At 47.8% G+C, this 24,993-nt stretch carries 25 protein-coding genes and 1 riboswitch; all 25 genes read right to left on the bottom strand.

The genetic code is table 11. The features are described 5' to 3' along the window. Positions 1–80 precede the first annotated feature (80 nt). The 25 genes from mreB to FE296_RS17825 all read right to left on the bottom strand — a co-directional run bounded on the left by mreB (position 81) and on the right by FE296_RS17825 (position 24,938). Entirely contained in the window at positions 81–1,079 is a 999-nt protein-coding gene (gene mreB, locus FE296_RS17945; protein WP_076209800.1) for a rod shape-determining protein, read from the bottom strand. A 219-nt stretch (positions 1,080–1,298) separates the two neighbouring features. Beyond that, complete coding sequence (gene spoIIID / locus FE296_RS17940; protein ID WP_024632710.1) at positions 1,299–1,586, bottom strand: sporulation transcriptional regulator SpoIIID; 288 nt, start codon at positions 1,584–1,586, stop codon at positions 1,299–1,301. 170 nt (positions 1,587–1,756) lie between these two features. Further along, entirely contained in the window at positions 1,757–2,497 is a 741-nt protein-coding gene (locus FE296_RS17935) for a M23 family metallopeptidase (RefSeq protein WP_100528404.1), read from the bottom strand. Between the two features lie 475 nt (positions 2,498–2,972). Next, positions 2,973–4,313: a stage II sporulation protein D gene (gene spoIID / locus FE296_RS17930; RefSeq protein ID WP_150365852.1), complete on the bottom strand. Its 1,341-nt coding sequence runs from the start codon at positions 4,311–4,313 to the stop codon at positions 2,973–2,975. A gap of 467 nt (positions 4,314–4,780) precedes the next feature. Further along, positions 4,781–6,127: a UDP-N-acetylglucosamine 1-carboxyvinyltransferase gene (murA, locus tag FE296_RS17925; protein ID WP_082762960.1), complete on the bottom strand. Its 1,347-nt coding sequence runs from the start codon at positions 6,125–6,127 to the stop codon at positions 4,781–4,783. A 521-nt stretch (positions 6,128–6,648) separates the two neighbouring features. Continuing rightward, positions 6,649–6,906 (bottom strand): DUF1146 family protein, encoded by a 258-nt coding sequence (locus FE296_RS17920; protein ID WP_124116534.1) that lies wholly within the window; start codon positions 6,904–6,906, stop codon positions 6,649–6,651. A gap of 603 nt (positions 6,907–7,509) precedes the next feature. After that, positions 7,510–7,914, bottom strand: coding sequence for a F0F1 ATP synthase subunit epsilon (locus tag FE296_RS17915; RefSeq protein WP_150365851.1), 405 nt, complete (start codon positions 7,912–7,914; stop codon positions 7,510–7,512). A gap of 62 nt (positions 7,915–7,976) precedes the next feature. Further along, positions 7,977–9,380, bottom strand: a complete 1,404-nt coding sequence (gene atpD, locus FE296_RS17910) for a F0F1 ATP synthase subunit beta (RefSeq protein ID WP_047840699.1) — start codon at positions 9,378–9,380, stop codon at positions 7,977–7,979. A 94-nt stretch (positions 9,381–9,474) separates the two neighbouring features. Then, positions 9,475–10,347: an ATP synthase F1 subunit gamma gene (gene atpG, locus FE296_RS17905; RefSeq protein WP_036612560.1), complete on the bottom strand. Its 873-nt coding sequence runs from the start codon at positions 10,345–10,347 to the stop codon at positions 9,475–9,477. Positions 10,348–10,556: 209 nt separating this feature from the next. After that, positions 10,557–12,071, bottom strand: coding sequence for a F0F1 ATP synthase subunit alpha (gene atpA / locus FE296_RS17900; RefSeq protein ID WP_047840700.1), 1,515 nt, complete (start codon positions 12,069–12,071; stop codon positions 10,557–10,559). A 16-nt stretch (positions 12,072–12,087) separates the two neighbouring features. Then, the gene (locus tag FE296_RS17895; protein ID WP_036612565.1) at positions 12,088–12,636 is read right to left on the bottom strand and encodes a F0F1 ATP synthase subunit delta; all 549 of its coding nucleotides are present in this window, start codon (positions 12,634–12,636) and stop codon (positions 12,088–12,090) included. Further along, positions 12,633–13,121, bottom strand: coding sequence for a F0F1 ATP synthase subunit B (gene atpF, locus FE296_RS17890; protein WP_036612568.1), 489 nt, complete (start codon positions 13,119–13,121; stop codon positions 12,633–12,635). Before atpF ends, FE296_RS17895 begins: the two co-directional genes overlap by 4 nt. Positions 13,122–13,234: 113 nt before the next feature. Beyond that, a complete protein-coding gene (atpE, locus tag FE296_RS17885; protein WP_150365850.1) occupies positions 13,235–13,459 on the bottom strand; it encodes a F0F1 ATP synthase subunit C in 225 nt (74 codons plus the stop codon). Between the two features lie 78 nt (positions 13,460–13,537). Beyond that, the gene (atpB, locus tag FE296_RS17880) at positions 13,538–14,356 is read right to left on the bottom strand and encodes a F0F1 ATP synthase subunit A (protein WP_150365849.1); all 819 of its coding nucleotides are present in this window, start codon (positions 14,354–14,356) and stop codon (positions 13,538–13,540) included. Positions 14,357–14,402: 46 nt separating this feature from the next. Then, complete coding sequence (locus tag FE296_RS17875; RefSeq protein ID WP_150365848.1) at positions 14,403–14,780, bottom strand: ATP synthase subunit I; 378 nt, start codon at positions 14,778–14,780, stop codon at positions 14,403–14,405. Continuing rightward, positions 14,773–15,027 carry an AtpZ/AtpI family protein gene (locus FE296_RS17870; RefSeq protein ID WP_024632723.1) on the bottom strand — a complete coding sequence of 85 codons (255 nt, stop codon included), beginning with the start codon at positions 15,025–15,027 and terminating at the stop codon, positions 14,773–14,775. Before FE296_RS17870 ends, FE296_RS17875 begins: the two co-directional genes overlap by 8 nt. 186 nt (positions 15,028–15,213) lie before the next feature. After that, a complete protein-coding gene (wecB, locus tag FE296_RS17865) occupies positions 15,214–16,371 on the bottom strand; it encodes a non-hydrolyzing UDP-N-acetylglucosamine 2-epimerase (protein ID WP_145324431.1) in 1,158 nt (385 codons plus the stop codon). A gap of 56 nt (positions 16,372–16,427) precedes the next feature. After that, positions 16,428–17,057: a uracil phosphoribosyltransferase gene (upp, locus tag FE296_RS17860; RefSeq protein ID WP_017691929.1), complete on the bottom strand. Its 630-nt coding sequence runs from the start codon at positions 17,055–17,057 to the stop codon at positions 16,428–16,430. Positions 17,058–17,481: 424 nt separating this feature from the next. Continuing rightward, complete coding sequence (locus FE296_RS17855) at positions 17,482–18,729, bottom strand: serine hydroxymethyltransferase (protein ID WP_165980299.1); 1,248 nt, start codon at positions 18,727–18,729, stop codon at positions 17,482–17,484. 271 nt (positions 18,730–19,000) lie between these two features. Further along, complete coding sequence (locus tag FE296_RS17850; RefSeq protein ID WP_145324433.1) at positions 19,001–19,594, bottom strand: TIGR01440 family protein; 594 nt, start codon at positions 19,592–19,594, stop codon at positions 19,001–19,003. 140 nt (positions 19,595–19,734) lie between these two features. Further along, a riboswitch (ZMP/ZTP riboswitch) is annotated at positions 19,735–19,816 on the bottom strand. A gap of 96 nt (positions 19,817–19,912) precedes the next feature. Further along, positions 19,913–20,485: a low molecular weight protein arginine phosphatase gene (locus FE296_RS17845; RefSeq protein ID WP_150365847.1), complete on the bottom strand. Its 573-nt coding sequence runs from the start codon at positions 20,483–20,485 to the stop codon at positions 19,913–19,915. Between the two features lie 58 nt (positions 20,486–20,543). Next, a complete protein-coding gene (locus tag FE296_RS17840; protein WP_150365846.1) occupies positions 20,544–21,104 on the bottom strand; it encodes a manganese efflux pump MntP in 561 nt (186 codons plus the stop codon). Between the two features lie 203 nt (positions 21,105–21,307). After that, the gene (locus FE296_RS17835; protein ID WP_411860587.1) at positions 21,308–22,507 is read right to left on the bottom strand and encodes an L-threonylcarbamoyladenylate synthase; all 1,200 of its coding nucleotides are present in this window, start codon (positions 22,505–22,507) and stop codon (positions 21,308–21,310) included. 294 nt (positions 22,508–22,801) lie between these two features. Next, entirely contained in the window at positions 22,802–23,461 is a 660-nt protein-coding gene (gene spoIIR / locus FE296_RS17830) for a stage II sporulation protein R (protein WP_124116539.1), read from the bottom strand. A 256-nt stretch (positions 23,462–23,717) separates the two neighbouring features. Continuing rightward, positions 23,718–24,938, bottom strand: coding sequence for an FtsW/RodA/SpoVE family cell cycle protein (locus tag FE296_RS17825; protein ID WP_150365844.1), 1,221 nt, complete (start codon positions 24,936–24,938; stop codon positions 23,718–23,720). Between the last annotated feature and the right edge of the window lie 55 nt (positions 24,939–24,993).

The following is a 24,993-nucleotide window of genomic DNA, read 5'->3' as shown; positions in this document are numbered from 1 at the left end:
GCTTGACCTGCATCACAGGTTGGCTGCTTGTCCGTTCTGCTTTCCGAGCATGGCGAACCTTTGCTATTTATATCGGCAGATTAAAACTTTTTCTTAACCACCTGATCCAAATTATTAAGCATAATGCCTGTCCCCTTCACGACACAGTGCATTGGATCTTCCGCAACCCATACCGGTACATGCAATTCATTGGACAAAAGCTCGTCCAGTCCGTTCAGCAATGCACCTCCGCCAGTCAATACAACACCACGGTCGATAATGTCCGCTGACAATTCAGGCGGTGTACGTTCCAATACCGATTTGGCTGCCACGATGATGGATTGCACGGAATCCCACAGTGCTTCCTGTACTTCTTTTCCCGATACCGTTACGGTAACTGGCAGACCGGATACCATATCGCGTCCGCGAATATCCATCTCCGTTTGGCCTCCATCCGGATGCACGGAACCAATCGCAATTTTGAGATCTTCAGCGGTCCTTTCACCGATCATGAGCTTGTACTTGGCTTTGATAAACTTGATAATGGCTTCGTCGAACTTGTCCCCTGCGACTTTAATAGAAGAGGCGGTGACCACGTCGCCCATAGAAAGGACTGCAACGTCAGTCGTACCGCCGCCGATATCCACGACCATATTGCCGCTCGGCTGAAAAATATCCATTCCCGCACCGATCGCTGCCGCTTTCGGCTCTTCTTCCAGAAACACTTCTTTGGCACCGCTGCGTTCTGCCGCCTCACGGATGGCCTTCTGCTCCACGGAAGTAATGTTCGTTGGTGCACAGATCAAAATTCGAGGGTGGCTGTACCAGCTTCTTGCACCCACACGATTAATGAAATGTCTGAGCATCGCTTCTGTAATCTCGAAGTCCGCAATTACGCCGTCACGCAGCGGTCTAATGGCAACAATGTTACCTGGAGTACGCCCCACCATACGACGCGCTTCTTCCCCAACAGCAAGGACACGCTTCGTATCTCTTTCAATGGTCACGACGGAAGGTTCATCGAGGACAACCCCACTTCCTTTCACGTGAATAAGCACGTTGGCCGTGCCAAGATCAATACCGATATCCTTGCTAAACATAAAAGAGCCCCCAAAGTGATATTATTTGGTCAGCGTATCCTGTGAAAAAGAGTCCCTTATCACGTCACCGCTCGTTCGACAAAGTGCAACATATATATGTAAAAATCGGGCTGATAAGATGTCATAATTCGATCCTGTACCAGCTTTTAACATATCATACTTCAGGGGAGGGATTCAATGCATGTGTGAGCTTTTTGGCCTACGTCTTTGTGAAGATGCTTACGATTTGGCGGAAGCCAACACCTCACGTTTCTTGCCACTCGTTTTTTTGTATTTAATTTTGGTCGCTTCACCGCCCCGCAAATGGCGGATCGACTTGTGATACTCCAAAATGTGTTTCACCTGGTCAGCAAGATCAGGGTTGATTTCCGGCAGACGCTCCGTCAGATCCTTATGCACAGTACTCTTTGACACGCCGAATTCTTTGGCTATGGTACGGACCGTATTCCTCGTCTCAACAATGCAGCGACCAATTTTGATGGTCCGTTCCTTGATGTAATCGTGCACGCTCCCGCCTCCCTACTGTGTGGATAGTTTGGTACATTATATGAGGAGCATGCCTATATATTCGCGGTTTAGAGGTGTGACAAGCTTCGAAGGTCCCATTATTTTCTGAAAAGCACAAAAAGAGCAGAGGTTCAACCCTCTGCCCATCATGTTGCTGCGGTAAAATTCATTTATTTTTCCGGAAGATATCCTTGCGGGTTAACCGGCTGTCCGTCTTCGTACACTTCAAAGTGAAGGTGGTTGCCAAGCGTTTTGCCCAATTCATTGACGCCAGCGGATGCAATCGCATCTCCCTGTTTTACTTCGTCGTCCTGTTTCACTTTGACGTCTGCCAAGCTTTGGTATACCGTCTTCAGGTTATCGCTGTGTGTGATTTCCACAACCTGACCTGTGAGCGGATTTTGCTCAACCCGGGTAACCTTACCGGCAAGCGCTGCTTTGACTTCAAACGTTTTATTATCCCCACGTGCCAGATCCACACCCGTGTTCGGGATGAATGTATCATTGTACTGCACCATTGCCGCTTCATGTTCCTCGGTTGAAGCTTCGCTATCATAGAAAGGCTTTACTACCGAAATTTCGGACGGTACCGCTACCGGCCATACAAAATTCTCCGACTTTGCAACAACTTCCACACTTTCTTCTTCTCCGCCTACTGCTGTTCCTTCTGTACCCGCCGATGCGCCTGTTTCTACTACCCCGCTAGCAGGGTCCGAGTTCAGCGTTTTGTCGCCTGTGCCCTGATAGACCCACACTAAGGTTAGTATAATGCCTGCTGCTGCGATGTAGGCTGCCGGGAAGACCCAGCGTTTGGACATTGCTCTTTTCCATGAAGAGGGCTGACTAGCCGGTACTCCTTGAGTTGTTTTAGGAGTTTCTTCTTGGATTGTTTTTTTGTTTTGTTCATTCATGTTAATCACCTCAGTAACAAGTGTTACCGGGTGCAACTCTTTTATACACGCGCGACTCTAATTATTTTCACGGAGGTTTCAGAGAATGCTATATATATTGGAGATGAGTGTTAGTTCGTGCACCGCTTCGGGGCCAGAAAACCTTTCGACCGCTGGTTACTACCAGATTTCTTCTATCACCTTCTTCAAAGGTGAAATCCGGTAGTAAAGGCGGACGCTTTGCTTCTACAGGTCTTTTCTGCCCCCTGCGCTCTGCATACGCTAGCACTCTCCGCATATATAGCCAAGTCTTAAAACCTCCGGAAAAGGCGGTTGGTAAAAAGCACGAATTGGCTTGATGACCAATCCTTCTCAGAAGTGAGTTTACTAGCAGAAAGCGAAATGATATAGGATGTGACTGGATACCGGCCGACTAAGGCTATCCTGACGTCCTCATGCGTCAAAGCATTTATCTATCCATCGGTGTTCATCTCGCCTACTTCGATGCAAGCATCTTGGATGCCTGTCCGAATGAGATGCCGGTATAGTAGTGTTTGAGAATCTGGGTGGCGGTGTGTCCCTCCTGCGCCATGCCGTTTGCTCCCCATTGGCTCATACCCACACCATGCCCATATCCGTACGTTGTAATCTGGACCTCATCTCCCACGGCCTTCCAACTGAACTGGCTGGACCTTAACCCAAGCAGCTTGCGAACCTCAGGACCATTGAACGTTTCACCTGCGATCTGCATTTCCTTAATTCGATGCCCTTTGGTTGTAGATAATACTTCCATCCACGATCCATCCTTCTGAGCAGTAACCGGAATGGCATCCAGATTCAATTTCTGCAGAATCTCGCTACGTTTCATCGTAACGGTCTGTTTGAAGCCCGGAGCCAGACTTTCATCCCATGGACTGTCCACACTTTGCAGATACGGCACAGCGTTGCCCCACACATCTTCTGCATTTTCCGTATATCCATTGCTTGTAGAGAAAAAGGAAGCTGTGATCGCTTTGCCTTGATATGTCATGACCGCATCTCGACTTTCGCGTACAGCCTGTTGCAGCTTTTCCCATTCCTTCGCCTTCCCCAGACGAGTCCATTCCGATTTCACCTGATCTGGCGGAATAAACACCTGGTGACTGACCGTATCCGTCACATCTGCCGCACCCGATGGAACACCGCTTGTATCACTCGCAGCGAGTCTTCGTACGATAAAAGTGCGCGCTGCGATCGCCTGAGCTTTTAACGCCTCCAGTCTGAATTCCGCCGGCATCTCTGCTGCCACTACCCCTGTAACATAGTCTTCCAATGGCAGATTCATCGTTGTCCCTGTTGCAGACAGGTATACGCGTACTTTGGGTTCAGGGTAGGTAACAGGGACTGCTGGCGTAGGAGCTGGGGGTCGTGTAATGTTGGCATCTGCTCGAACAGGGGTTGACTTAACCGATTCGCTCTCCCGCGGCCATACCAGAATTACCGGAATCAACAACGCCATTGCCAATAAGGCAGATACAGCGGCAGCAGGTTGCCATCGTGTCGAGTTGCGTCCCCATCGGGACTTTCGTCCAAATGTCCGCATTCGGCGACGCTTCACTCGGCGGAACTGGTCCAGCTCAATAACAGGTATATGAATATGCTCGGTTGTCTTCCGGTTCAGTTCATCTGTCGACACCCGTCCTGGATTGAATAATCTTGCAGGCTGTGATGGAACAGTCCTCAGGTTCGATGGGGCAGGCTTGTCTTTTTCCACTCCAGAAACGGTATTTCCCTCCGACTCTTGCATACCTGGACGAGGGACAAGGGGTACCTTTACCTGTACACGAGCTTCTTTCATTCGAATATAACCCTCCGTTAATGGCCGGTCATGTGCCGGTCGTGTTGTTCAAATCCATAGTTTAGGTTATGAGCTGGCTTGATCTGATAGAACCTGATTTAAGAGAAACGAGACCCTTTTCGTTCTGTTCAATTTCCTGTTTTCTTTTGCTATGTACATCTTAGAAACGTTGATCTGTCGCTGAATACCGGTGTTTAGCTGGACCCGACGCCCTATATAAAGTACGCTCTTTCATTTGGTTCAGGATGGATACAGAATACGATGTTATGCTATACAAGTTAGGACCAGCTATTAATAGAATCAGGTATCAAATATCTCGTTGTCTTCTGAAAAGTAAACACAAAAAAAGCCAAGCCAGATGGCTTAGCTTTATCATTTTTTTACAATATACGTTCCATCGCATTCATAATCCACACAACTGTGTGACTCATAATAGGGGGACCATATTTTTTCTATTCAATCCAGTGTTAAGCCAAAGTTGGTTGTACCTTAAACATCGGTACTTCTTTCTCCACTTTTTCACTAGGTGCTTTGGTTGCTTCCAGCTTAGGCTCATCAACCGAGATCCGATAGATGTCAGCGCCAAGTCCATTAAGCTTCTCAGCGAGATGTACATAGCCACGGTCGATGTGATGAACACCGCCCACTTCCGTTGTACCTTCAGCAACAAGACCTGCAATAATGAGTGCGGCACCCGCACGCAAATCGGTAGCTGTTACTTTGGCACCCTTCAGTTTGGCATTACCTGTGATGATGGACGAACGTCCTTCAACTTTGATCTCCGCATTCATCAATTGGAACTCATCCACATGCATGAATCGGTTTTCAAAAACAGTCTCTGTCACGACACTTGTTCCTTCAGATGCGAGCAAGAGTGCCATCATCTGGGATTGCATATCTGTCGGGAATCCTGGGTATGGTAATGTTTTCACATCCACAGCCTTAAGAGGACGATCTGCGATTACACGCACGCCATTCTCATCCGGTTGGATTGTTACACCCATTTCTTCAAGCTTCGCAATAACGGAGCCTAAATGATCAGAGATTGCACCTTCAATGTACACGTCACCACCAGAAATTGCAGCAGCAGCCATATACGTACCAGCTTCTACCCGATCCGGAATAACGGTGTGTGTAACACCTGTCAGTTTCTCCACACCTTCAATGCGGATCACTCCAGTACCAGCACCACGTACGATGGCACCCATTCCATTCAGGAAGTTGGCAAGATCCACAATTTCAGGTTCTTTCGCCGCGTTCTCCAGAACAGTTACACCTTCGGCTAATGTTGCAGCCATCATAATATTTTGAGTGGCACCTACGGAAGCCACATCCAGATAAATTTTCGCGCCACGCAACCGTCCTTGGCTACGAGCTTCGATATAACCTTGGCCCAAGCTGATCTCTGCGCCCATGGCTTCAAAACCTTTCAAATGCTGATCAATAGGCCGTGTACCGATGGCACATCCACCAGGAAGTGAGATTCTTGTATGACCCATTCGAGTCAACAAAGGCCCCATGACCAGGAAAGACGCCCGCATTTTACTTACCCATTCATACGGGGCTTCACAGGAAGTGAGTTTCTCCGCATTTACGGTAATCACTTCGTCCCGGTATGTAACTCCCGCTCCCAGCGATTCCAACACCTTGTTAATCGTCATCACATCGTCTAGAGGAGGCGCGTCAATAATAACGCTTTGTCCTTCTTCCCCTAAGAGAGAGGCAGCGATGATCGGAAGAACAGAATTTTTAGCGCCGCTAACTTTGACACTTCCGGTCAACCTTTTGCCACCGCGGACGATAAATTTGCTCATCATGGTTCCCTCCGCGCTTTTATTCCCTTTTCTTCATTCCGGAATACGTAAGCCCCACTATGCTAGAAAGGACTGTTGCTGTGTGTGGAATTTCGACATATTCTGGCATGTTGCCACAGATGTCTGTTCAGAAAAGAATTGGTTTTTATAATCCATATCAATGATACCATGTGCCGTGCTTCTTGCTATTCAGCATGTAAAATGAGTGTCTTACAAGCCAGCAGAGCATCAGAACAGACAGAGTGGGATGGTTATTAGCCGGCATGAACCGGATATCCCGTTTATAACTACAAAATAAGTGAACAATTGTGAATTCCCTAACTTACATCATAACATTGTTGAATTGTACGATACAAGCATTTTTACATAAAACATCTCAAATTCATCCAATTTCACGTCACATTTTTTTCTTAATTTCTTTACCGACAACTCATACTCTAATTGTTAACACAATTAATCGATGTTATTCGACAATGAGCTCCTTCAAGGGCCTAACAGATGATTAACCAACCATCTCAACATTAAAACAAATTACGCAACATTTGAGTCCATGACAAGTAGTCAATGACAAAGCCAGCAACGGCATGCCCCAGAATGATGGCGAGCAACAAATGTAACAGTCTTCCCTGAGCACCTCGTGGTTGTCTGATGATTAAATCCAGTTTGAGATTCTGCAAAGCCCACCAAGACAACGCAATACATAAAAGGGAGACGATGATTGAGACCAAGCCGTTGGTGCTTAGTGCTTGGTTCACCTGATTCGTCAGATCAGTATCCATATATTCATTACCTCCACATTTGTTGCAGCGATCAGCATATCATATGCCCAACACCCATAACTTGTTAGCATAGAATGTATTGAGGATAACATGCTGAGCGTACTGTCAGATTTACTCCTGCCATGCAGGAATCTCCTGATGCCCAAAGGGCGAGCAGCAACAATCCGGCTGTGCATGACTATGGAATCTACTACGCAGCTTCCTGCTTCTGCTGACTCTATGGAATATAGGCTCTTTCATCATACATTGTCAATTACATTGATTTCCACTTCTAAAATATTTTAATTTTAAAACGCCGGGATTTTGTGACTAAAACGACATAAAAGAGCGTTATTTCGATATCGATTCTGTCATTTCCTCGGAAATAATTTATAATCCTTCATGTAAAAAATGGTTCTCATAGTGGTAAATACGCCCACTACTTTAGTCCTACATCCTATTCAAATTCTCATAAACGGTGATTAATTTGCTTAAGAAACTTCTCTATAATGAAGAATCTTCTGGATGTTCAAACAAATAATTTTGCTATATTTGATAAAACAATTCTATCAAAAAAACTCAAAAAAGCCCGGCAGACTAGGCCGCCGGGCCTTTAAGAATCGTTTATTTGCCGAATACATTAATCCGGTTAACCGCTTTTTGCAGTGCGATCTCTGCACGTCGGTGATCAAAGTGGTCCTGGTTGCTTTGGCTTGCAAGCCGACGTTCTGCCCGCTCTTTCGCCGCACGCGCACGATCCACATCAATGTTTTCCGGGAATTCAGCACTCTCTGCGAGTACAACTACCTTATCTTTACGAACTTCGATAAACCCGCCACCGATAGCAACTTGTTTATTTTCTTTTCCGTTATGGATATGGATTGGTGCGATCTGCAAAGGTGTAACCATAGGAATATGACCTGGCAGAATGCCCAGTTCCCCTTCAATACCACGAGCCGTAATGCTATTCACCTGTTCTGAATATACCAAACGCTCGGGTGTTACGATTTCCAACAAAAAGGTGTTCAATTCCATCCCTCCTGAAATATCCGAAGGATAGCCCGCTTCATAAGGACAATCCTGGATTCAGACTAAACCAGTGTTTTGGCTTTCTCCACTGCCTCTTCAATTGTACCAACAAAGAGGAAAGCTGCTTCCGGAAGATCATCATACTTACCTTCGAGAATCTCTTTAAAGCTGCGCACCGTTTCTTTAACCGGAACGTATTTACCCGGAATACCGTTAAATGCTTCAGCAACGTGGAATGGCTGGGACAAGAAACGTTGGATTTTACGAGCACGGTATACAAGCGCTCTGTCTTCTTCACTCAACTCGTCCATACCCAGGATTGCAATGATATCTTGCAATTCATTGTAACGTGCCAAGATACGTTTAACGCCTTGAGCAACGCTGTAGTGTTCTTCACCTACAACTTCAGGGGACAAGATCCGGGAGCTGGAAGCCAGTGGATCTACCGCAGGGTAGATACCCATCTCGGAAATTTTACGCTCCAGGTTCGTCGTTGCATCCAAGTGGGCAAACGTCGTTGCAGGAGCCGGGTCAGTGTAGTCATCCGCAGGCACGTAGATGGCCTGAATGGATGTTACAGAACCTTTTTTCGTTGATGTGATACGCTCTTGCAGTTGACCCATTTCTGTTGCCAACGTAGGTTGGTAACCTACCGCGGAAGGCATACGTCCAAGCAAGGCAGATACTTCTGAACCCGCTTGGGTGAAACGGAAGATGTTATCGATAAAGAGCAACACGTCACGGCCTTCTTCATCACGGAAATATTCCGCCATTGTCAGACCTGTGAGGGCTACACGAAGACGTGCACCTGGAGGCTCGTTCATTTGTCCGAAGACCATTGCTGTTTTGTTGATAACGCCGGAATCACTCATCTCGTGATACAAGTCATTACCTTCACGTGTACGCTCACCAACACCCGCGAATACGGAAATACCGCCGTGCTCTTGTGCGATGTTGTTGATCAATTCCTGAATGGTTACCGTCTTACCTACACCCGCACCACCGAAGAGACCGATTTTACCACCTTTGGCGTAAGGAGCGAGCAAGTCGATAACTTTGATTCCTGTCTCCAGCATCTCTGCTTGGGTAGTCAGTTCATCAAATGCAGGTGCTGAACGGTGAATCGGGTTCTTGTGCTCAGCAGCTACGGCACCGCCAGTATCAATTGCTTCGCCGAGTACGTTAAATACACGACCCAGTGTTGCTTCTCCGACAGGTACAGAGATTGGAGCTCCTGTATCTAATGCTTCCATACCACGAACAAGTCCATCCGTGGAGGACATCGCAATACAACGTACACGGTTGTCACCCAGATGTTTCGAAGCTTCGAGTGTAAGGTTTACACTAACGCCGCTCTCACTTACTGTAGTGATCGTAATGGCATTGAGGATTTCCGGCAGACCGCCGCGATCAAACTCGACGTCAACAACCGGACCCATGATGCTCACAACGCGTCCTTTGTTCATCTTAACGTTCCCCTCCTACAAGCCTGCTACTTTTGCAAAAATAATGTACCGTTCGTTTATCTTTGCTCTGCAAGCCTTCATTAATAAAAAACGGTTAGCCTTGTGCTGCGTTGGCACCTGCCACAATTTCCGTAATCTCCTGCGTAATCGCCGCTTGACGGGCACGGTTATAGGTCAATGACAAGTCGTTAATGAGTTTGGATGCATTTTTGGTTGCATTACCCATTGCCGTCATTTTCGCGCCCAGCTCACTTGCCTTACCGTTCAGAAGCGCACCATAGATCAGCGTTTCCGCGTAACGCGGAAGCAGAACCTCCAGTACAGCCTCAGCAGACGGCTCGTATTCGTAGCTTGCCGTTGGTCCTTCCGCAGCAGTTACCTCAGGTGTTTCCATCGGAAGAAGTTTTTCTACCGTAGGAATCTGGGTCAACGCATTCACAAAGCGGTTATAACAAATGTACAATTCATCAAATTCAGCCAGTTCAAACCCATGAACAGCTTCGTGTGCGATGGATTTGATATCTGCAAATGAAGGCGAATCCGACAGATCCGTTGTTGTGGATGCCATCGCAATTTCACGACGTCTGAAGTAATCGCGTCCTTTACGTCCAATGACGAACAATTCGTAGTCATCCTGGGAGTTGTGGCGCTCTTTGAGCGTCTGATTAACCTGACGCAAAACGTTCGCATTGTATCCACCTGCAAGACCACGGTCCGATGTAATGATCAGGTAAGCAGTCTTTTTGACCGGACGGCTCTCCAGCATCGGGTGCTGTATGCCTTGGGTGCTTGATGCAATACTCGCTACAACTTCTTTCAGTTTCTCCGAATAAGGACGGGCTGCTTCCGCTTTTTCCTGCGCTTTACGCAGTTTTGCAGCAGCTACCATCTCCATTGCTTTGGTGATCTGCTTGGTGCTTTGTACGCTTTTAATTTGCCGCTTAATTTCGCGCATGCCTTTTGCCATGATTTCACCACCTTAAAGTTTTGACAAAGTCAAAACTACATCGTAAGCACAACCCTACTTTGACGGAGTCAAAGTTACTTCGTAAGCATCCCCACTAGTTTTGACAGAGTCAAAACTACATCGTAAGCATCATCTTTTTTGACAGAGTCAAAGTATTACATGCAGACATGCGGAATCGGTTAGACAACTCCGCACCTGCAATCATTTATTTAGACAGAGACAGCAAAGCTCTTTCTGAACTTCTCAATTGCACCTTTCAGTGCATTTTCGTTGTCTGCAGTCAATTCTTTAGTATCACGGATGGATGCAAGAATCTCCGGATGGCTGCTCTCCATGAACGCGAGGAACTCACGCTCAAAACGAGTAACATCACCTGTTGGAATTTCATCCAGGAATCCTTTAACTGCAGTGTACAAGCTGACTACCTGTTGTTCTACAGGCAGAGGCTGGTTAACACCTTGCTTCAGGATTTCCATCATGCGTGCACCACGATTCAGGCGGGCCTGAGTCGCTTTATCCAGATCGGAACCGAACTGGGAGAACGCTTGAAGCTCACGATATTGAGCGAGGTCGAGACGCAGGGAACCTGCAACCTTTTTCATCGCTTTGATCTGAGCAGAACCACCGACACGGGATACGGAAATACCTACGTTGATCGCCGGGCGTTGTCCAGCATTGAACAAGTCAGCTTCCAAGAAGATTTGTCCGTCCGTGATGGAGATTACGTTCGTTGGGATGTATGCAGATACGTCGGAAGCTTGTGTTTCAATAAACGGCAGTGCGGTTAAAGAACCACCACCAAGTTCATCATTCAGCTTCGCAGCGCGCTCCAGCAAACGGGAGTGCAGGTAGAAGACGTCACCCGGATAAGCCTCACGGCCCGGTGGACGACGAAGCAACAAGGAAAGCTCACGATATGCAGAGGCTTGTTTGGTCAAGTCATCATAGATAACCAGAACGTGCTCGCCTTTGTACATGAAGTACTCACCCATCGAACAACCGGAATACGGTGCGATGTACAAGAGTGGTGATGGATCGGAAGCTGCTGCTGTTACAACAATGGTGTACTCCATTGCGCCTTTACGACGAAGAGTTTCCACAACTTGAGCAACCGTAGACTGTTTCTGACCAATAGCCACGTAGATACACTTCATGCCACTGCCTTTTTGGTTCAGGATCGCATCAATTGCGATGGATGTTTTACCTGTTTGACGGTCACCGATGATCAACTCACGTTGTCCGCGACCGATTGGAACCATTGCATCAATGGCTTTGATCCCTGTTTGCATCGGCTCATGAACCGATTTACGATCCATTACGCCTGGTGCTTTACCTTCAACCGGACGGAATTCCGTTGTAGCGATTGGCCCTTTGCCATCTACAGGAATACCGAGCGGGTTCACAACGCGTCCAATCAATGCTTCGCCTACAGGCACTTGCATGATTTGACCAGTACGTTTCACTTGGTCACCTTCACGAATATCGTAGTAAGGTCCCAGGATAACGACACCGACATTGCTTTCTTCGACGTTCATGGCGAGTCCCATAACACCGCTTGGGAATTCAACCAACTCGTTGGACATGACGTTCTCAAGTCCGTAAACACGAGCGATACCATCACCAACCTCGATTACCGTTCCGACTTCGACTACATCGATATCGGTCTTGTATTGTTCGATTTGGCTCTTAATTAATGTACTGATTTCTTCTGGTTTGATACTCAAGTGTCCTCACCCCAATCTACTGTACTCGTCTGTTAAAAGACTGCTCAAGACGTTCGAGCTTGCCAGCCAAGCTGCCGTCATAGATCGTATCGCCAATGGCGACTTTCAATCCGCCCAGCAGAGTCGGATCAACAATGTTCTCGATACGAATCTTTTTATTCACACGGCCACCGAATTCACGGGCTACCGCTTCTTTTTCTTCATCATTCAACGCATAAGTCGAATAGACACGCGCATCAGCGATGCCCAGCGACTCACCTTGGATCTTCCGATAATCATTCAGCAAGTCTCCCAGCAATTCAACGCGTCCGCGCTCAATCAACAACAAGACTGTACGAAGGACTGAATCGGATACCTTGCCATCAAGACTTGAGTGAATTACGTTCTGCTTGGCTTCATCAGAAATATTAGGGGATACGATAAATTTCTCGATATCTGCATCTCCGGTCAATGCACTGACTACTGCAACCAGTTCCTGTTCAACCTCAAGCACCTGCTGTTGCTGAAGAGCAACTTCGAACAATGCTTTCGCATAACGCTTGGCAACTATCGTATCGCGGCTCATTGTCGGCCTCCTACCTCATTGAGGTATTGGTTCACAAGCTCTTCTTGTGCAGGACCGTTCTCAACTTCTTTTTTGATCAACTTGGATGCAATCTGAACGGAAGCTGTACCCAGTTCGCTGCGAAGTGCTGCGACTGCTTTGTTCTTCTCGCTCTCGATTTCGCGTACTGCATCGTCTTTCAGACGATTAGCTTCAGCTTTTGCATCAGCCAAAATCGATTCAGCTTGTTTGCCACCTGTTTGTTTGGACTGTTCAATGATGTCGTAAGCATCTTGACGTGCTTGCTCAAGAGCTTGTTTTTGTTCCTCCACATAGGCAATGGCCTGTTCCCGAGTCTGTGCAGCCTCATTCATCTGCGTCATCACGAGTTCACGACGTTTTTCCATAATGGAGAACAAAGGCCCGAAGGCATAACGGCTAAGCAGCCAATATAAAATTGCAAATGCAACAATCGCAAGAAGCGTATTTTCCCATATGAAACTCAATCTGTTCACTCCTTCCTGGAGGTATCCTTGAAACGTCATCCGTTATAACGGACATTACCTAAAAAGAAGGCGCGGATGGCTATGGCCTTCCCCGCCAAACCTTTAAAATTTAATTAAGCCATACCGTAGAACATGAACGCGAGTACCACACCGATGATCGGCATTACCTCGATCAAACCTACACCGATAAACATTGTTGTTTGAAGAGTGGATTTTGCTTCCGGTTGACGGGCAATACCTTCCACCGTTTTACTGATTACCATACCGTTACCAATACCTGCGCCAAACGCGCCCAGTCCTGCAACAATTGCTGCTGCGATTAATGCCATTGCTCCCATTTGTATATCCTCCTTAAAATGTTAAATCGTATTTTTTATTGTTCAGCCTGATGAAGAAATCTTCGTAGGGCTTGAAACTTAATGCTCGTCATGCGTCTCGATGCTCTGTGAAATGTATACCATCATCAAGATAACAAACACAAATGCCTGGATCGCGCCGATAAAGATACTAAACCCCTGCCAAGCTACTAGCAACGGAATCGCTGCGATGGCACCAAACAATTTGAATGTGGTCAGCTTCAGAATCGTTGAGATCAGTACCTCACCCGCGAAGATATTCGCGAATAGACGCATACCGTGTGTCAACAGCTTCGATGCCGTCTCAATCAAATTGATTGGCAAGAACAAGGCGAATGGCTTGATGTAATGCTTGAGATACCCTCTGGTGTTGCGGAATAATCCGAGTCCATGAGATACAAGGAACGCTACGAGAGCAAGCCCCATCGTTACAGACAAATCAGCTGTCGGTGATTTCCACCAGGCGAGTTCAACGTGTGGATGCGCTTCCGGGTTCTTGGCATGCGCTTCTTCAAACGCCTCCACCGCTGTAACAATCGGCTGACCGAACACCTTCGCTTGTTCTGCGCTGTCCACTGCAGTTACCGCTTGGAACGGAAGCCCGAGCATATTCCCTACAAAAATGAACATGATCATGGAAAGAGCGAGAGAGATAAAATGTTTACCTTTCTTCATATCCATCGTACTGGAAATCAGATTACGGACGAATTCTACGGCCCACTCCATAAAATTTTGCAGCTTACCGGGGTTTTCAACGGATAATCTTCTTGTTGACAGTACGGCAAAAATAAAAACAATTGCACCTGTAACAACCAGCATCAACACAACCGATAGATCCAGTCGAAATCCGCCAAGCATAATAATTGGAGCTTCATGCATATTTTTCTCACCCCTTTCTCGACTTGAAAGCTGCAGCACCTGAAAATCAAATTTCTTTGCGGGACTTAATAATCCCTATAATGAGTAAGGAAAATTGTGCAATGACGAGACCGCCTGCAACCGCATATGTATTGAAGTACTGCGGAAAGCGCATCGATATGAATATACCGAGCACAGCAAGTGCCGCTCTTGTCAAAAATCCCAGGTTCACACGCTTCAAGTTACCTTCTGCCGCATCATCAGTCATTTTCCTTACCTTGTAGCCCAAGTAAAATGCATTGATCCAGCTAACTCCTGTACCCAGGGCCAGTCCCAAAGCAATTGTCTCCACACGTGGCATAAAGGCCGCTGCGAGAAAACAAATCATAAGAAAGTACATGATGAAAACAGTCATCGATCTGCGGTATCTGGTTAGTTCACTCATCACTTTCCCCCATGAATTTTTTCGCGATAAAGTAGATGCTTACACCGCCTGCCGCAAGAAAAAAGAGAACGCTTACGGCGATCCATATTCCGTTACCCCCGATGGTCTTGTCCAACCAGGAGCCAGCGTAATATCCGGCAACAGCGAGAATGGCAATCTCGATCCCAAATGCTGTCACGAGTCCCATTGCTTTCCACACGTTATCGTCATGGTTACGGGATGAATTTGGTTTGTTCGAATCGGCCATTTTCCACGCCACCCTTGCAATCCCAGTTAATTTTACTGAATGATGAGAGCCTTTGTCAATTGAATGATTTTAGCGTTTTAAAGGGTAAAACGACGGGAATATAGACCCTCAAAGCCCATAAACCCGCGTAAACCGTACAGTTTAACTGTATGCTATGCCCTTTATAAATCCGTCAGAAAAAAAGTATTATTTTTTGAATTTTCTGTGAAATGATTCCGGACGCTCACTATTTACACCAAAATGGTGCAAAATCGCATTGACAATTCTTTCCGAAGCATGTCCATCACCGTATGGATTGGCAGCCTGACTCATGCTTGCATACAGTGTTTCGTCTGTAAGCAGAGCTTTGGTCCGTTCATATACACGTTCCTCTTCGGTACCTACCAATTCCAGCGTTCCAGCTTCAATACCTTCCGGGCGTTCTGTTGTATCGCGCAATACGAGCACAGGCACACCAAACGAAGGCGCTTCTTCCTGCAAACCGCCTGAATCGGTCAAAATCAAGTGAGTATGCGGGTAAAAGTTATGCAAATCCACCACGTCTAGTGGATCAATTAATTGAATACGGGGATGATTCCCCAAAATCGCGTGAGCCGGCTCCTTCACAGCAGGACTTGGATGCACCGGGTACACGATGGCAATATCTTCGAATTCGTCGGCAATCCGTTTGACGGCCTGGAAAATGTTGCGGTGAGGCTCGCCTTGAGATTCACGGCGATGAGCTGTCATCAGCACAAGGCGTTTGCCTTGGGCCCAATCAAGTACCGGGTGTGTGTAGTCCTCCCGTACTGTATATTGAAACACATCGGTTACCGTGTTGCCTGTGACATACGTACTAGACTCTGATTTATTTTCTTTGGCAAGATTGGAAGAAGACCAATCCGTAGGCGCAAAGTGTAGATCAGCCAGCACTCCCGTCAACTGACGGTTCATCTCTTCCGGATATGGAGATAGCTTGTTCCACGTCCGAAGCCCCGCTTCCACATGCCCTACCTGAATCTGTTGCAGGAATGCTGCGTAGCTCGCTACAAAGGTAGTCAATGTATCCCCGTGAACCAGTACAATATCCGGCTTAGCTTCAGCTAATACCGGCTCCAGACCACCAAGTACACGAATCGTAATTTCGTTCAATGTCTGGCGGTCTTTCATTACATCCAGATCATAATCGGGATGAATGTCGAAAACTTCAAGTACCTGATCCAACATTTGGCGATGCTGCGCAGTTACGCAAACAATGGATTCAATAGACTCGGGATGTTTTTGCAATTCCAAAATAAGCGGAGCCATCTTGATGGCTTCCGGACGCACCCCGAAGATCGTCATGACTTTAATTTTGTTGGACATTCGAGCAAAGCCCCTTTTCTATAAGTTCCGAACCTCTTACAAGCATGAAAATATGCTTATTTAGTGCCGTATAGACGGTCTCCTGCATCTCCAAGTCCTGGAACGATATAACCATGATCATCCAGACGGTCGTCCAGTGCTGCTACATAGATATCCACATCGGGATGTGCATCCTGTACAGCTTTGACGCCTTCCGGTGCTGCTACCAGGTTCATCATCTTGATTTGGGTACAGCCGCGTTTTTTGAGCACGTCAATGGCTGCAATTGCCGAACCGCCAGTTGCGAGCATCGGATCAATTACGATCAATTGACGCTCTGTCACGTCTGTAGGCAGTTTGGTGTAGTATTCTACCGGTTGCAGTGTTTCCGGGTCACGGAACAAACCAACATGTCCAACTTTTGCCGCTGGCAACAATTTCACAACGCCATCCAGCATTCCGAGTCCTGCACGCAGAATCGGCACCAGTCCGAGCATACGTCCAGAGATGACTTTACCTTGTGTTGCAGCTACAGGTGTCTGTACATCAATCGTTTCCAGTTCAACATCTCTTGTAATCTCATAAGCCATCAACGTTGCTACTTCATCCACCAATTCACGAAAATCTTTCGTATTCGTACGCATGTCGCGTATAAACGTCAGTTTGTGTTGAATCAAAGGGTGATCACATATTACTAATTTTCCCATCTAATTTGTCCCTCCGGTAAGTTCTTCATGTTCAGCATTTCCAAATATACCTAGCCACCATTCATGGGCTCGATAAATCCTGTATATTATATCATCACCAACAACGAATTACACCATCAAAGGGCACCCAATCATTACAGAATACCGAATCCTATAAAAAACAGGACCGGAAAATGATCCATCCGGTCCTGTTTTGCTCATGCTGTTATGTCATTGAGTGGGAAAAATATGAATACAAGTGATGCTCCGCAAACAGATTGCACCTTCGATCACTGTTATCCCCTGATTTTTTTAATCCTCCTATTAAAGGAGAAAATCAGGGCATAAAGGCGAGCGCTTCGCTTCTCCGGTTGCATTCTGCCAGCTTCGTCTTTTGTATTCCAATTTATCAAAACTCAAAAGAAAGCAGCATGAGCAACGTTTTTTAGTATTTAAGGTCGGTATAGAGCGGGAATTGGTCTGTCAATGCAGTCACTTCTGCACGAGCTTCATCCAGCTTCGCCGTATCTTTTGGATTTTTCAGTGTTTTGGCAATGATCTTACCGATCGCTACCATCGCTTCTTCGTTCATGCCACGGGAAGTTGCCGCAGGTGTACCAATTCGAATACCGCTCGTTACAAACGGGCTAGTAGGATCGAATGGTATTGCATTTTTGTTCACGGTAATACCGATGGAATCAAGCACATGCTCAGCTTCCTTACCTGTGATGTTCACACTGCGTGTGTCGATCAGCATCAAGTGGTTATCTGTACCACCGGATACGATGTTCAATCCTTCAGCGATCAGTGTTTCAGCCAAAACCTGTGCGTTTTTTACGACATTCTGTGCATATGTTTTGAACGAAGGTTGAAGTGCTTCACCAAATGCTACGGCTTTGGAAGCAATCACGTGCATCAGAGGTCCACCTTGGGAACCTGGGAATACAGCTTTATCAATCGCTGCTGCCCATGCTTTGCGGCACAGAATCATACCACCACGAGGTCCGCGCAGCGTTTTGTGTGTTGTTGTTGTTACGAAATGCGCATGTGGAACCGGGTTTGGATGCAAACCAGCAGCAACCAGTCCGGCGATGTGAGCCATATCTACCATGAACAAAGCACCTACATCATTGGCGATGGAAGCCAGCTTTTCAAAATCAATGGTACGCGGATATGCACTTGCACCTGCAACGATCAGACGAGGGCGGTGTTTGAAAGCCGCTTTGCGTACTTCATCATAATCAATCAGGAATGTATCTTCCTGTACGCCGTATGCTACGAAGTTGTACAGCAAACCGGATGCGTTAACCGGGCTACCGTGTGTGAGGTGTCCACCATGGGCAAGGTTCATACCAAGTACAGTATCACCAGGTTTCAACGCTGCAAGATATACTGCCATGTTTGCTTGTGCGCCGGAGTGAGGCTGAACATTCACGTGTTCTGCTCCGAACAATTCTTTTGCACGATCACGTGCGATGTCTTCAACGATGTCCACATGCTCACAACCGCCATAGTAACGTTTGCCTGGATATCCTTCAGCGTATTTGTTAGTCAGAACAGATCCCAATGCTTCAATTACTGCTTCACTTACGATGTTCTCGGATGCAATCAGCTCAATGTTGTTCTGTTGACGTTTTAGTTCAAGATTCATCGCTTCCAGTACTGCCGGGTCATTCTTGCGCAATTGTTCCATGATTAAATTCCTCCCAGTTTATAAGTAAAGTTATAAAGCGAAACTAAGTGGTTACACTCCTGACTTCGATTGCATCACCATCTTCTGATCGCTGTTATCCCCGGATTTTTCTGAACTCCCTTATAATAAGGGGATAATCCGGGAATAGCGTATGCTTCCGATGTAGCTTTCCTTCGGAAAGCTTTCAGGCGAACGCTTTGCTTCTTCAGATTGGTGTTGCACTCTCCGTTTTCGTGTAAAGTCTAATTTAGCTTTATATTGGTTGAAGATATCAGTCACAAAATGTCGAATCTGGTTGTTCTTCCATACGATACACCGCGCGTTCGCCGCCAATTAACTTCGGACGGGTTAACGCTGTGGTTACACGGGCATCTCCAACATAACGGAGCGCTGTACGATAGGGTACGGCTACATGCCGGAGATGCATGCCAATCATCGTCTCCCCAATGTCCAGTCCCGCATGGGCCTGCACATGTTCAGCCAGGCATGGATCGGTCAGCGAACGATATGCTGCGGATGCCATGGAACCTCCGGCCTTGGGCACGGGTACTGCACCAACCTCGGTCAATCCAAGACGAGTAAGCACAGAACGTTCCATTACCAGCGCACGGTTCAGATGCTCACAACATTGGAATACCGTGTCAAAACCGAACTCCTCCTGCACCTCGCGTATACCCGCAAGAAGCTGCTGCGCCACTTCAATGGCACCACTTGTACCAATTCGCTCGCCTGCGACTTCACTTGTGCTTGTACCGATCACAACGATCTGTCCAGGTCCAAGCTGTCCGGCTAGCGCCAGTTCATGCAGAATGGATGCGGTCTGTTCTTGCAATCCGGGTTGTTCCGAATCTAACTCTATAGTCATCCTATCATCGCCTCCCGATAAAATCATGCCCGCTTTCTCTTGGCTGTCTTCGTATTCTTGCACGGCATCTCAGGTACTATTATAGCGAATAATCAGATGAAAGACGAAAAAAAGAGCAGTCTGCGGGTAACGCAGAATTGCTCTTTTGCCCAGGCGACCGGCCGTTTGTTCCGGTGCTCCATCGTGGTTATGCCCACTTCGTCGCCAGTTACACCGGATCCCTGTTTTCCCCTTCATCATAAATCAACCCGCGTCTAAAATCAACGGTTAATTTACATCACGTGTCCTGTTTCTATAACCTGCCCCGCAGGATCAGAATTATCCCAGCTTATCCAAAAGCCGATCCAATGCAGTCCGAATCTCAGCCGCAGCTATATTGTAATCATCACGACTTCCCCCAAACGGATCGGAGATGTCGAAACTCGGAATTCGTTGTCTGATCTCAATGGCTCGCTCACGCTCCGATGCCAGGATCTCTTGCCCAAGGGCACGTTTCATCTCCAGCGTAGCAAACAGGCTGTCCAACTCCTGGACATCATTTAATACCTGTTCATCATCCTCCACATACTCTTTTAATGTATAGGTTTTGTGGACGGACTCGGGAAAAACCTGCATGACATGTTGCTTGTGACTCCGTGTTAACGTAAGAACCAAGTCAGCCCAACCTACTAGATTGGAGCTAAGTTGTGTGGAATGAGGTGGTCCTTCCACGTTATGATCTCTCAACACCGCTTCCGCATGACGGGAGATCGGCATACCCGATGTTGCTGCCACACCTGCGGAACGAACCTCTACCTGAATGCCGCGCTCCGATGCCAATTTTCGCAAAAGCCCCTCTGCCATGGGGCTGCGGCACGTATTTCCTGTACATACGAATAAAATATGTTTCATTGTGTTAGCCTCCCCATTTTACATATGATGCGAATGATATGATTACTCACGTTTTATTCTAGAATATAAACAAAAGTCCGAACGCAAGCAAGATTGCGCCACCAATAGCTTCGCCGTAATCACCGAGATTCTGACTCACCCGGCGGCCTAATAGCAGCCCCATTACCGACATCACCCCGCCACATACACCAAAGGCAAGGACCGTCAAAATCAGATTACTACTAAACATTCCCAGTGAAACGCCAACGGAAAATGAATCCACACTTACACTGAGTGAAAACAAAACAACGCCGAGCAGGGAACGGTGGTTCACCAGCTTGGTATCACCTTCGCGGAATGCATTCAGAATCATATGACCACCCAGTAGAACAAGCAATCCCCCCGCAGCATAAGTCGTAATGTCACCGAGCAGCGAGCTGACGTATTTGCCCATATACATGCCGATGAGCGGCATGATGATATGAAACAGCGCTGTTACTGTACTGATCCGCAATACATCCCTCAGTCGAATGCCCTTCATGCCAATTCCGATTCCGAGCGAGAACGCATCAAGGCCCAGCGCAACAGCCATGATCAAAATGGTTACCAACTGCCCTACATGGGCAGACACATCCCACATCCCCATACCCCCAAGTCACGTAAAGGTTCTTGTACACGATATGCGGACAAGGACCTAAACATGACCGATGAAAGGCAAACGGCGATGGATTACTCCATCTCCATGACGCATAAGGCTGGATTGTGTGCAGGTGGATAAGATGTTTTAATTGATTTGTTTTGGAAAAGAGTACGTAGCTCTCCTGACTGTATGATCAGGAGAGCTTAGGAGGGCTGCGGGTCGCCAACTTGGATGAGTTGGTTACCCGCAGCCTTGAGCAGCCGATTCATGACGGCTGCTCCCAGCCCTTCGCGTGAGCAGGCTTCAGCCACAATATATGTGGCGCCTTGCTCATCGCAGCTGCGCAGCGCGGCGTATAGCCGGCGCGCTGCTTCTTCCAGCTCGCTGGCGTCTCCCAGCGAGAACACGGCATCGGCGCGGTACTGCTCCGCGTGCTCGGCGAACGCCAGCACGGCGGTGCGCTCTCCGCGCTGCGCCGCCTCTGCGAGGGCGGCGCTGGTCCAGGCCGCCACCGCTGCGGGCGGCCCCTCCACCACGCACAGCGCCCCTGCGGGTGCGTAGTGCGTGTACTTCATGCCCGGCGAGCGCGGCGCCGGGCTGCCCACGCCATCGGACCCCTCCGCGAGTAGCGCGGGGTCCGTGGCGACACGGGCGGCAACGGCGGACAGTTGTTCCGCCGTAATGCCGCCAGGGCGCAGGATGGTGACGATACCGTCGTCACCGACCTGTACCACCGTGGACTCGACGCCCACCCCGGTGGGGCCGCCGTCCACAATGCCGCCGATGCGGCCATCCAGATCCTCGCGCACATGGGCTGCGAGTGTCGGGCTTGGCCGCCCGGAGCGGTTGGCGCTTGGCGCAGCCACAGGGCATGCCGCCGCCGCGATCAACTGCAAGGCCACCGGATGGTCCGGCATGCGCACGGCCACCGTGTCCAGACCGGCGGTGACACGCGGGGACACCGCCCCCGGCCTAACCGGCAGCACCAGCGTCAGTGGTCCCGGCCAGAAGGCCGCCATCAGCGCTTCCGCCGTTTCATTCACTTCCGTGACCAGTGCTTCCAACTGGTCACGGTGCGCGATATGCACGATCAGTGGATTGTCAGAAGGTCGCCCTTTGGCGACAAATACAGCCTCCACGGCTGCCGTGCTACGCGCATCAGCACCCAGGCCATAGACCGTCTCGGTCGGAAAGGCTACCGTCTGACCTTGACGAATGCAGGCTGCGGCAGCCTGCAAGTCGACGAGCGCCTGTTGATCGGCGCTCCCCTTTTTCACATCCAACAATTCAATATTACCCAACTCATGATCATTCTCATTGCTCAATAAAACGCGCACATCCCAATTGACTGTGACCATCTCTGCTGGAGTTCCCTTGTCTTGAACCTCCATGTCATTTCCCATTTCTGAGGTGGATTGCACTTGCTCATTCTCTCTATTCATATATCCATCATTCCTAAACATCATAATAGGTTACTTGTGCACGTGAGAAATACACCTTACACTCCATACACATCCTTGTTCACTTCGCTTCATACTCCATATTCAATATAAGTAATTATAACATACCTGTCCCGCCTCGGATGCCCTTCACACTTCACTCCACGCATGAGTCTCACTATAACCTCGCCACCAATTCATATCAAAAGGGCAGCTCCCTGAATCGAAGTCACCCTTATGTATAGTATAAATTCGTTGTTATACGAACAATCCAGTTACCCAACTCCATAGTTTTACAGCCATATCCCACAGAAAGAATCTCGCCTCCGGTGTCTCTCCCTGCACAGATGCCTCGGCATCTCCTGGTTCAGCAGCTGCGGCCGATACCGTTGAAGGTTTCGCCAGTGCATCCCCAGTCCCTGCATCAATGAAGCACAGCGGCGGGAACAACACACACCACCAGTTCTGACCCTTGCCTTCCCCCAGCGTGATCCGAACCGCTTCATAATCTCCGGCAGGATACACAGTGCCACCATATAGTTTGGTCGGGAACGGAACAGAACCCAGCTCCACCTGATACTCATAATTTAGACCGCGACTGGCCAACTCTTCTCCTACTCTATTCTCAATCTCGGACAAATGCTCACGAATAACCTTGCGCGCTTCATCCAGACTTTGCGGATTCTCCAGTTCGGCTACCCACTCGCCCATCTGAGCAACGACAGCATCCCGAATCTCACGTTTTACCAATTGATCTCCCGGTGCATCCGAGTTTGCTAGAATACGCAAGCGAATCGATTGTTCAGGAATCGCTGTGGCCGCCACAGCTGCATCCGTTTTCTGACCTTCCCACATCATGATAATCATCATAAGACATACAATAATAAGTCCAATTTGCTTTACAGTTCTTCTGCTCATTCCGTTCTCCCCCTCGGCTCTCTGATCACGCTACCTGCAACTCTCTCATGTCTATCAGTATGCCCGGTAGAGACGGAAGTAAACCTAGCATTTGCAATAAATCTGCTAAATCGATTCTATTATTTACACTCGCTCACCAGTCATATCAAAAAGGCTGATCTGCGCCTGGTTACAGGGCAAATCAACCTCTTTATTCCTACGAACGCTCACGTTATACGTCTCACTACTTTACTTTTCACCTACACCGACTCAACAGTTACACAGCACTTTTCTCTTTCTTGAGCATATTCCATAAACGTTCCGACAACCGAGGTTGCTGCTCCCCCATCAGAAGTTCATCCTCCTCTTCTTGCCCGTACAACTTAATGCTCATGACTACACCGATACAAGCCATATTAATAAGCAAAGAGGTGCCGCCGTAACTGATGAACGGTAACGTAATGCCTGTGAGCGGCATCAGTCCGAGGAATGCCCCCACATTCTCAAAAACCTGATACAACAACATTCCGATAATACCTACAATGATGACGGGTCCAGCGCGATCTCTGCAAGTCAGAGCAATCAGCACCATACGTTGAATCAGAATAAAGTACAACAGAATCAGTACGGATGCACCAACAAAGCCAAACTCCTCTGCGATCACAACAAAAATGGAATCAGAATACGTGTAGGGGACTCGTCCACTCTGAACGGATGTTCCTTGCAAGTAACCTTTGCCGATGATGCCCCCTGAACCAATGGCTAAACCTGCATTTTTCGTATGCCAGGAAGCTTTGGAGGTAGCCTTTTCCGGTACAAGCCAGGGATCAATACGCTCTGCCCAATGCTCACGTTTTATCTTTTCAAGAAAAGTAAATACTTCATCATGGTAGAAGGTATAGGCTTTAACAAAACCAAAGAACGCCACTCCCACAATCGCCAGTGCAATCAATGCGTGCTTCAGCCTCATATTTCCGATCCAGAATACCGCAGCCAGAATCACCACATACCCCAGTGCATTTCCCAGATCATTCTGAGCCATAACAAGGGCAAACGGAATAAACGCCCAACAGCCAATCGGCACAATATCTCTCCAAAATTTCAGCGTGCCTCGTTGTCTCTTCACGATCAAATGGGCGAGAAACAGAATCAGAATCATCTTGAACAGCTCTGCCGGTTGAAAAGAAAAGTTCTCGCCCAGCTTCAGCCAGCCGTTAGCATTATTGATCGAACTGCCCAGGACATTCGCAAGGATCAATAGTATGATCCCCAAGCCATACAAATAAAACGCATATTTCACGTATAACTTGTAATTCACTAGCCCGATCATAAGCACCGCAATGAACCCGGCCACATAGAAATAAATCGTTTTGACATGATGATTTGCCAGTTTGGCATCTGTCTGCGTTCCGCTGTAAATCGCAAATACACTAATAATCATGAGTAACAGCATTACAAAAAGAATCAAACCGTCCATCTTTTTCAACATTCTCAACATGACGCCGTCCATCCCCCTGAAATATAGCATTCTATGATTTCCAATTAAACTCAAT

This window comes from Paenibacillus sp. UASWS1643 (assembly GCF_008693195.1).
In the GTDB taxonomy this organism is placed as follows: Bacteria; Bacillota; Bacilli; order Paenibacillales; family Paenibacillaceae; genus Paenibacillus; species Paenibacillus amylolyticus_B.
The sequence above is the reverse complement of the archived record's forward strand: the minus strand, read 5'-3'. Positions and strand labels throughout refer to the sequence as shown.

What these genes read in the sequence shown, in the direction of transcription:
- FE296_RS17845 (WP_150365847.1), bottom strand. Translation starts at nt 20,485, where the DNA reads ATGAAACATATTTTATTCGTATGTACAGGAAATACGTGCCGCAGCCCC.
- FE296_RS17920 (WP_124116534.1), bottom strand. Translation starts at nt 6,906, where the DNA reads ATGGATACTGATCTGACGAATCAGGTGAACCAAGCACTAAGCACCAAC.
- atpG (WP_036612560.1), bottom strand. Translation starts at nt 10,347, where the DNA reads ATGGCAAAAGGCATGCGCGAAATTAAGCGGCAAATTAAAAGCGTACAA.
- upp (WP_017691929.1), bottom strand. Translation starts at nt 17,057, where the DNA reads ATGGGAAAATTAGTAATATGTGATCACCCTTTGATTCAACACAAACTG.
- atpB (WP_150365849.1), bottom strand. Translation starts at nt 14,356, where the DNA reads ATGCATGAAGCTCCAATTATTATGCTTGGCGGATTTCGACTGGATCTA.
- FE296_RS17835 (WP_411860587.1), bottom strand. Translation starts at nt 22,507, where the DNA reads ATGGGAAATGACATGGAGGTTCAAGACAAGGGAACTCCAGCAGAGATG.
- mreB (WP_076209800.1), bottom strand. Translation starts at nt 1,079, where the DNA reads ATGTTTAGCAAGGATATCGGTATTGATCTTGGCACGGCCAACGTGCTT.
- FE296_RS17875 (WP_150365848.1), bottom strand. Translation starts at nt 14,780, where the DNA reads ATGAGTGAACTAACCAGATACCGCAGATCGATGACTGTTTTCATCATG.
- wecB (WP_145324431.1), bottom strand. Translation starts at nt 16,371, where the DNA reads ATGTCCAACAAAATTAAAGTCATGACGATCTTCGGGGTGCGTCCGGAA.
- FE296_RS17825 (WP_150365844.1), bottom strand. Translation starts at nt 24,938, where the DNA reads ATGTTGAGAATGTTGAAAAAGATGGACGGTTTGATTCTTTTTGTAATG.
- murA (WP_082762960.1), bottom strand. Translation starts at nt 6,127, where the DNA reads ATGAGCAAATTTATCGTCCGCGGTGGCAAAAGGTTGACCGGAAGTGTC.
- atpE (WP_150365850.1), bottom strand. Translation starts at nt 13,459, where the DNA reads ATGGGAGCAATGGCATTAATCGCAGCAGCAATTGTTGCAGGACTGGGC.
- FE296_RS17935 (WP_100528404.1), bottom strand. Translation starts at nt 2,497, where the DNA reads ATGAATGAACAAAACAAAAAAACAATCCAAGAAGAAACTCCTAAAACA.
- FE296_RS17840 (WP_150365846.1), bottom strand. Translation starts at nt 21,104, where the DNA reads ATGTGGGATGTGTCTGCCCATGTAGGGCAGTTGGTAACCATTTTGATC.
- FE296_RS17895 (WP_036612565.1), bottom strand. Translation starts at nt 12,636, where the DNA reads ATGAGCCGCGATACGATAGTTGCCAAGCGTTATGCGAAAGCATTGTTC.
- spoIID (WP_150365852.1), bottom strand. Translation starts at nt 4,313, where the DNA reads ATGAAAGAAGCTCGTGTACAGGTAAAGGTACCCCTTGTCCCTCGTCCA.
- atpD (WP_047840699.1), bottom strand. Translation starts at nt 9,380, where the DNA reads ATGAACAAAGGACGCGTTGTGAGCATCATGGGTCCGGTTGTTGACGTC.
- FE296_RS17855 (WP_165980299.1), bottom strand. Translation starts at nt 18,729, where the DNA reads ATGGAACAATTGCGCAAGAATGACCCGGCAGTACTGGAAGCGATGAAT.
- FE296_RS17850 (WP_145324433.1), bottom strand. Translation starts at nt 19,594, where the DNA reads ATGACTATAGAGTTAGATTCGGAACAACCCGGATTGCAAGAACAGACC.
- FE296_RS17870 (WP_024632723.1), bottom strand. Translation starts at nt 15,027, where the DNA reads ATGGCCGATTCGAACAAACCAAATTCATCCCGTAACCATGACGATAAC.
- spoIIR (WP_124116539.1), bottom strand. Translation starts at nt 23,461, where the DNA reads ATGAGCAGAAGAACTGTAAAGCAAATTGGACTTATTATTGTATGTCTT.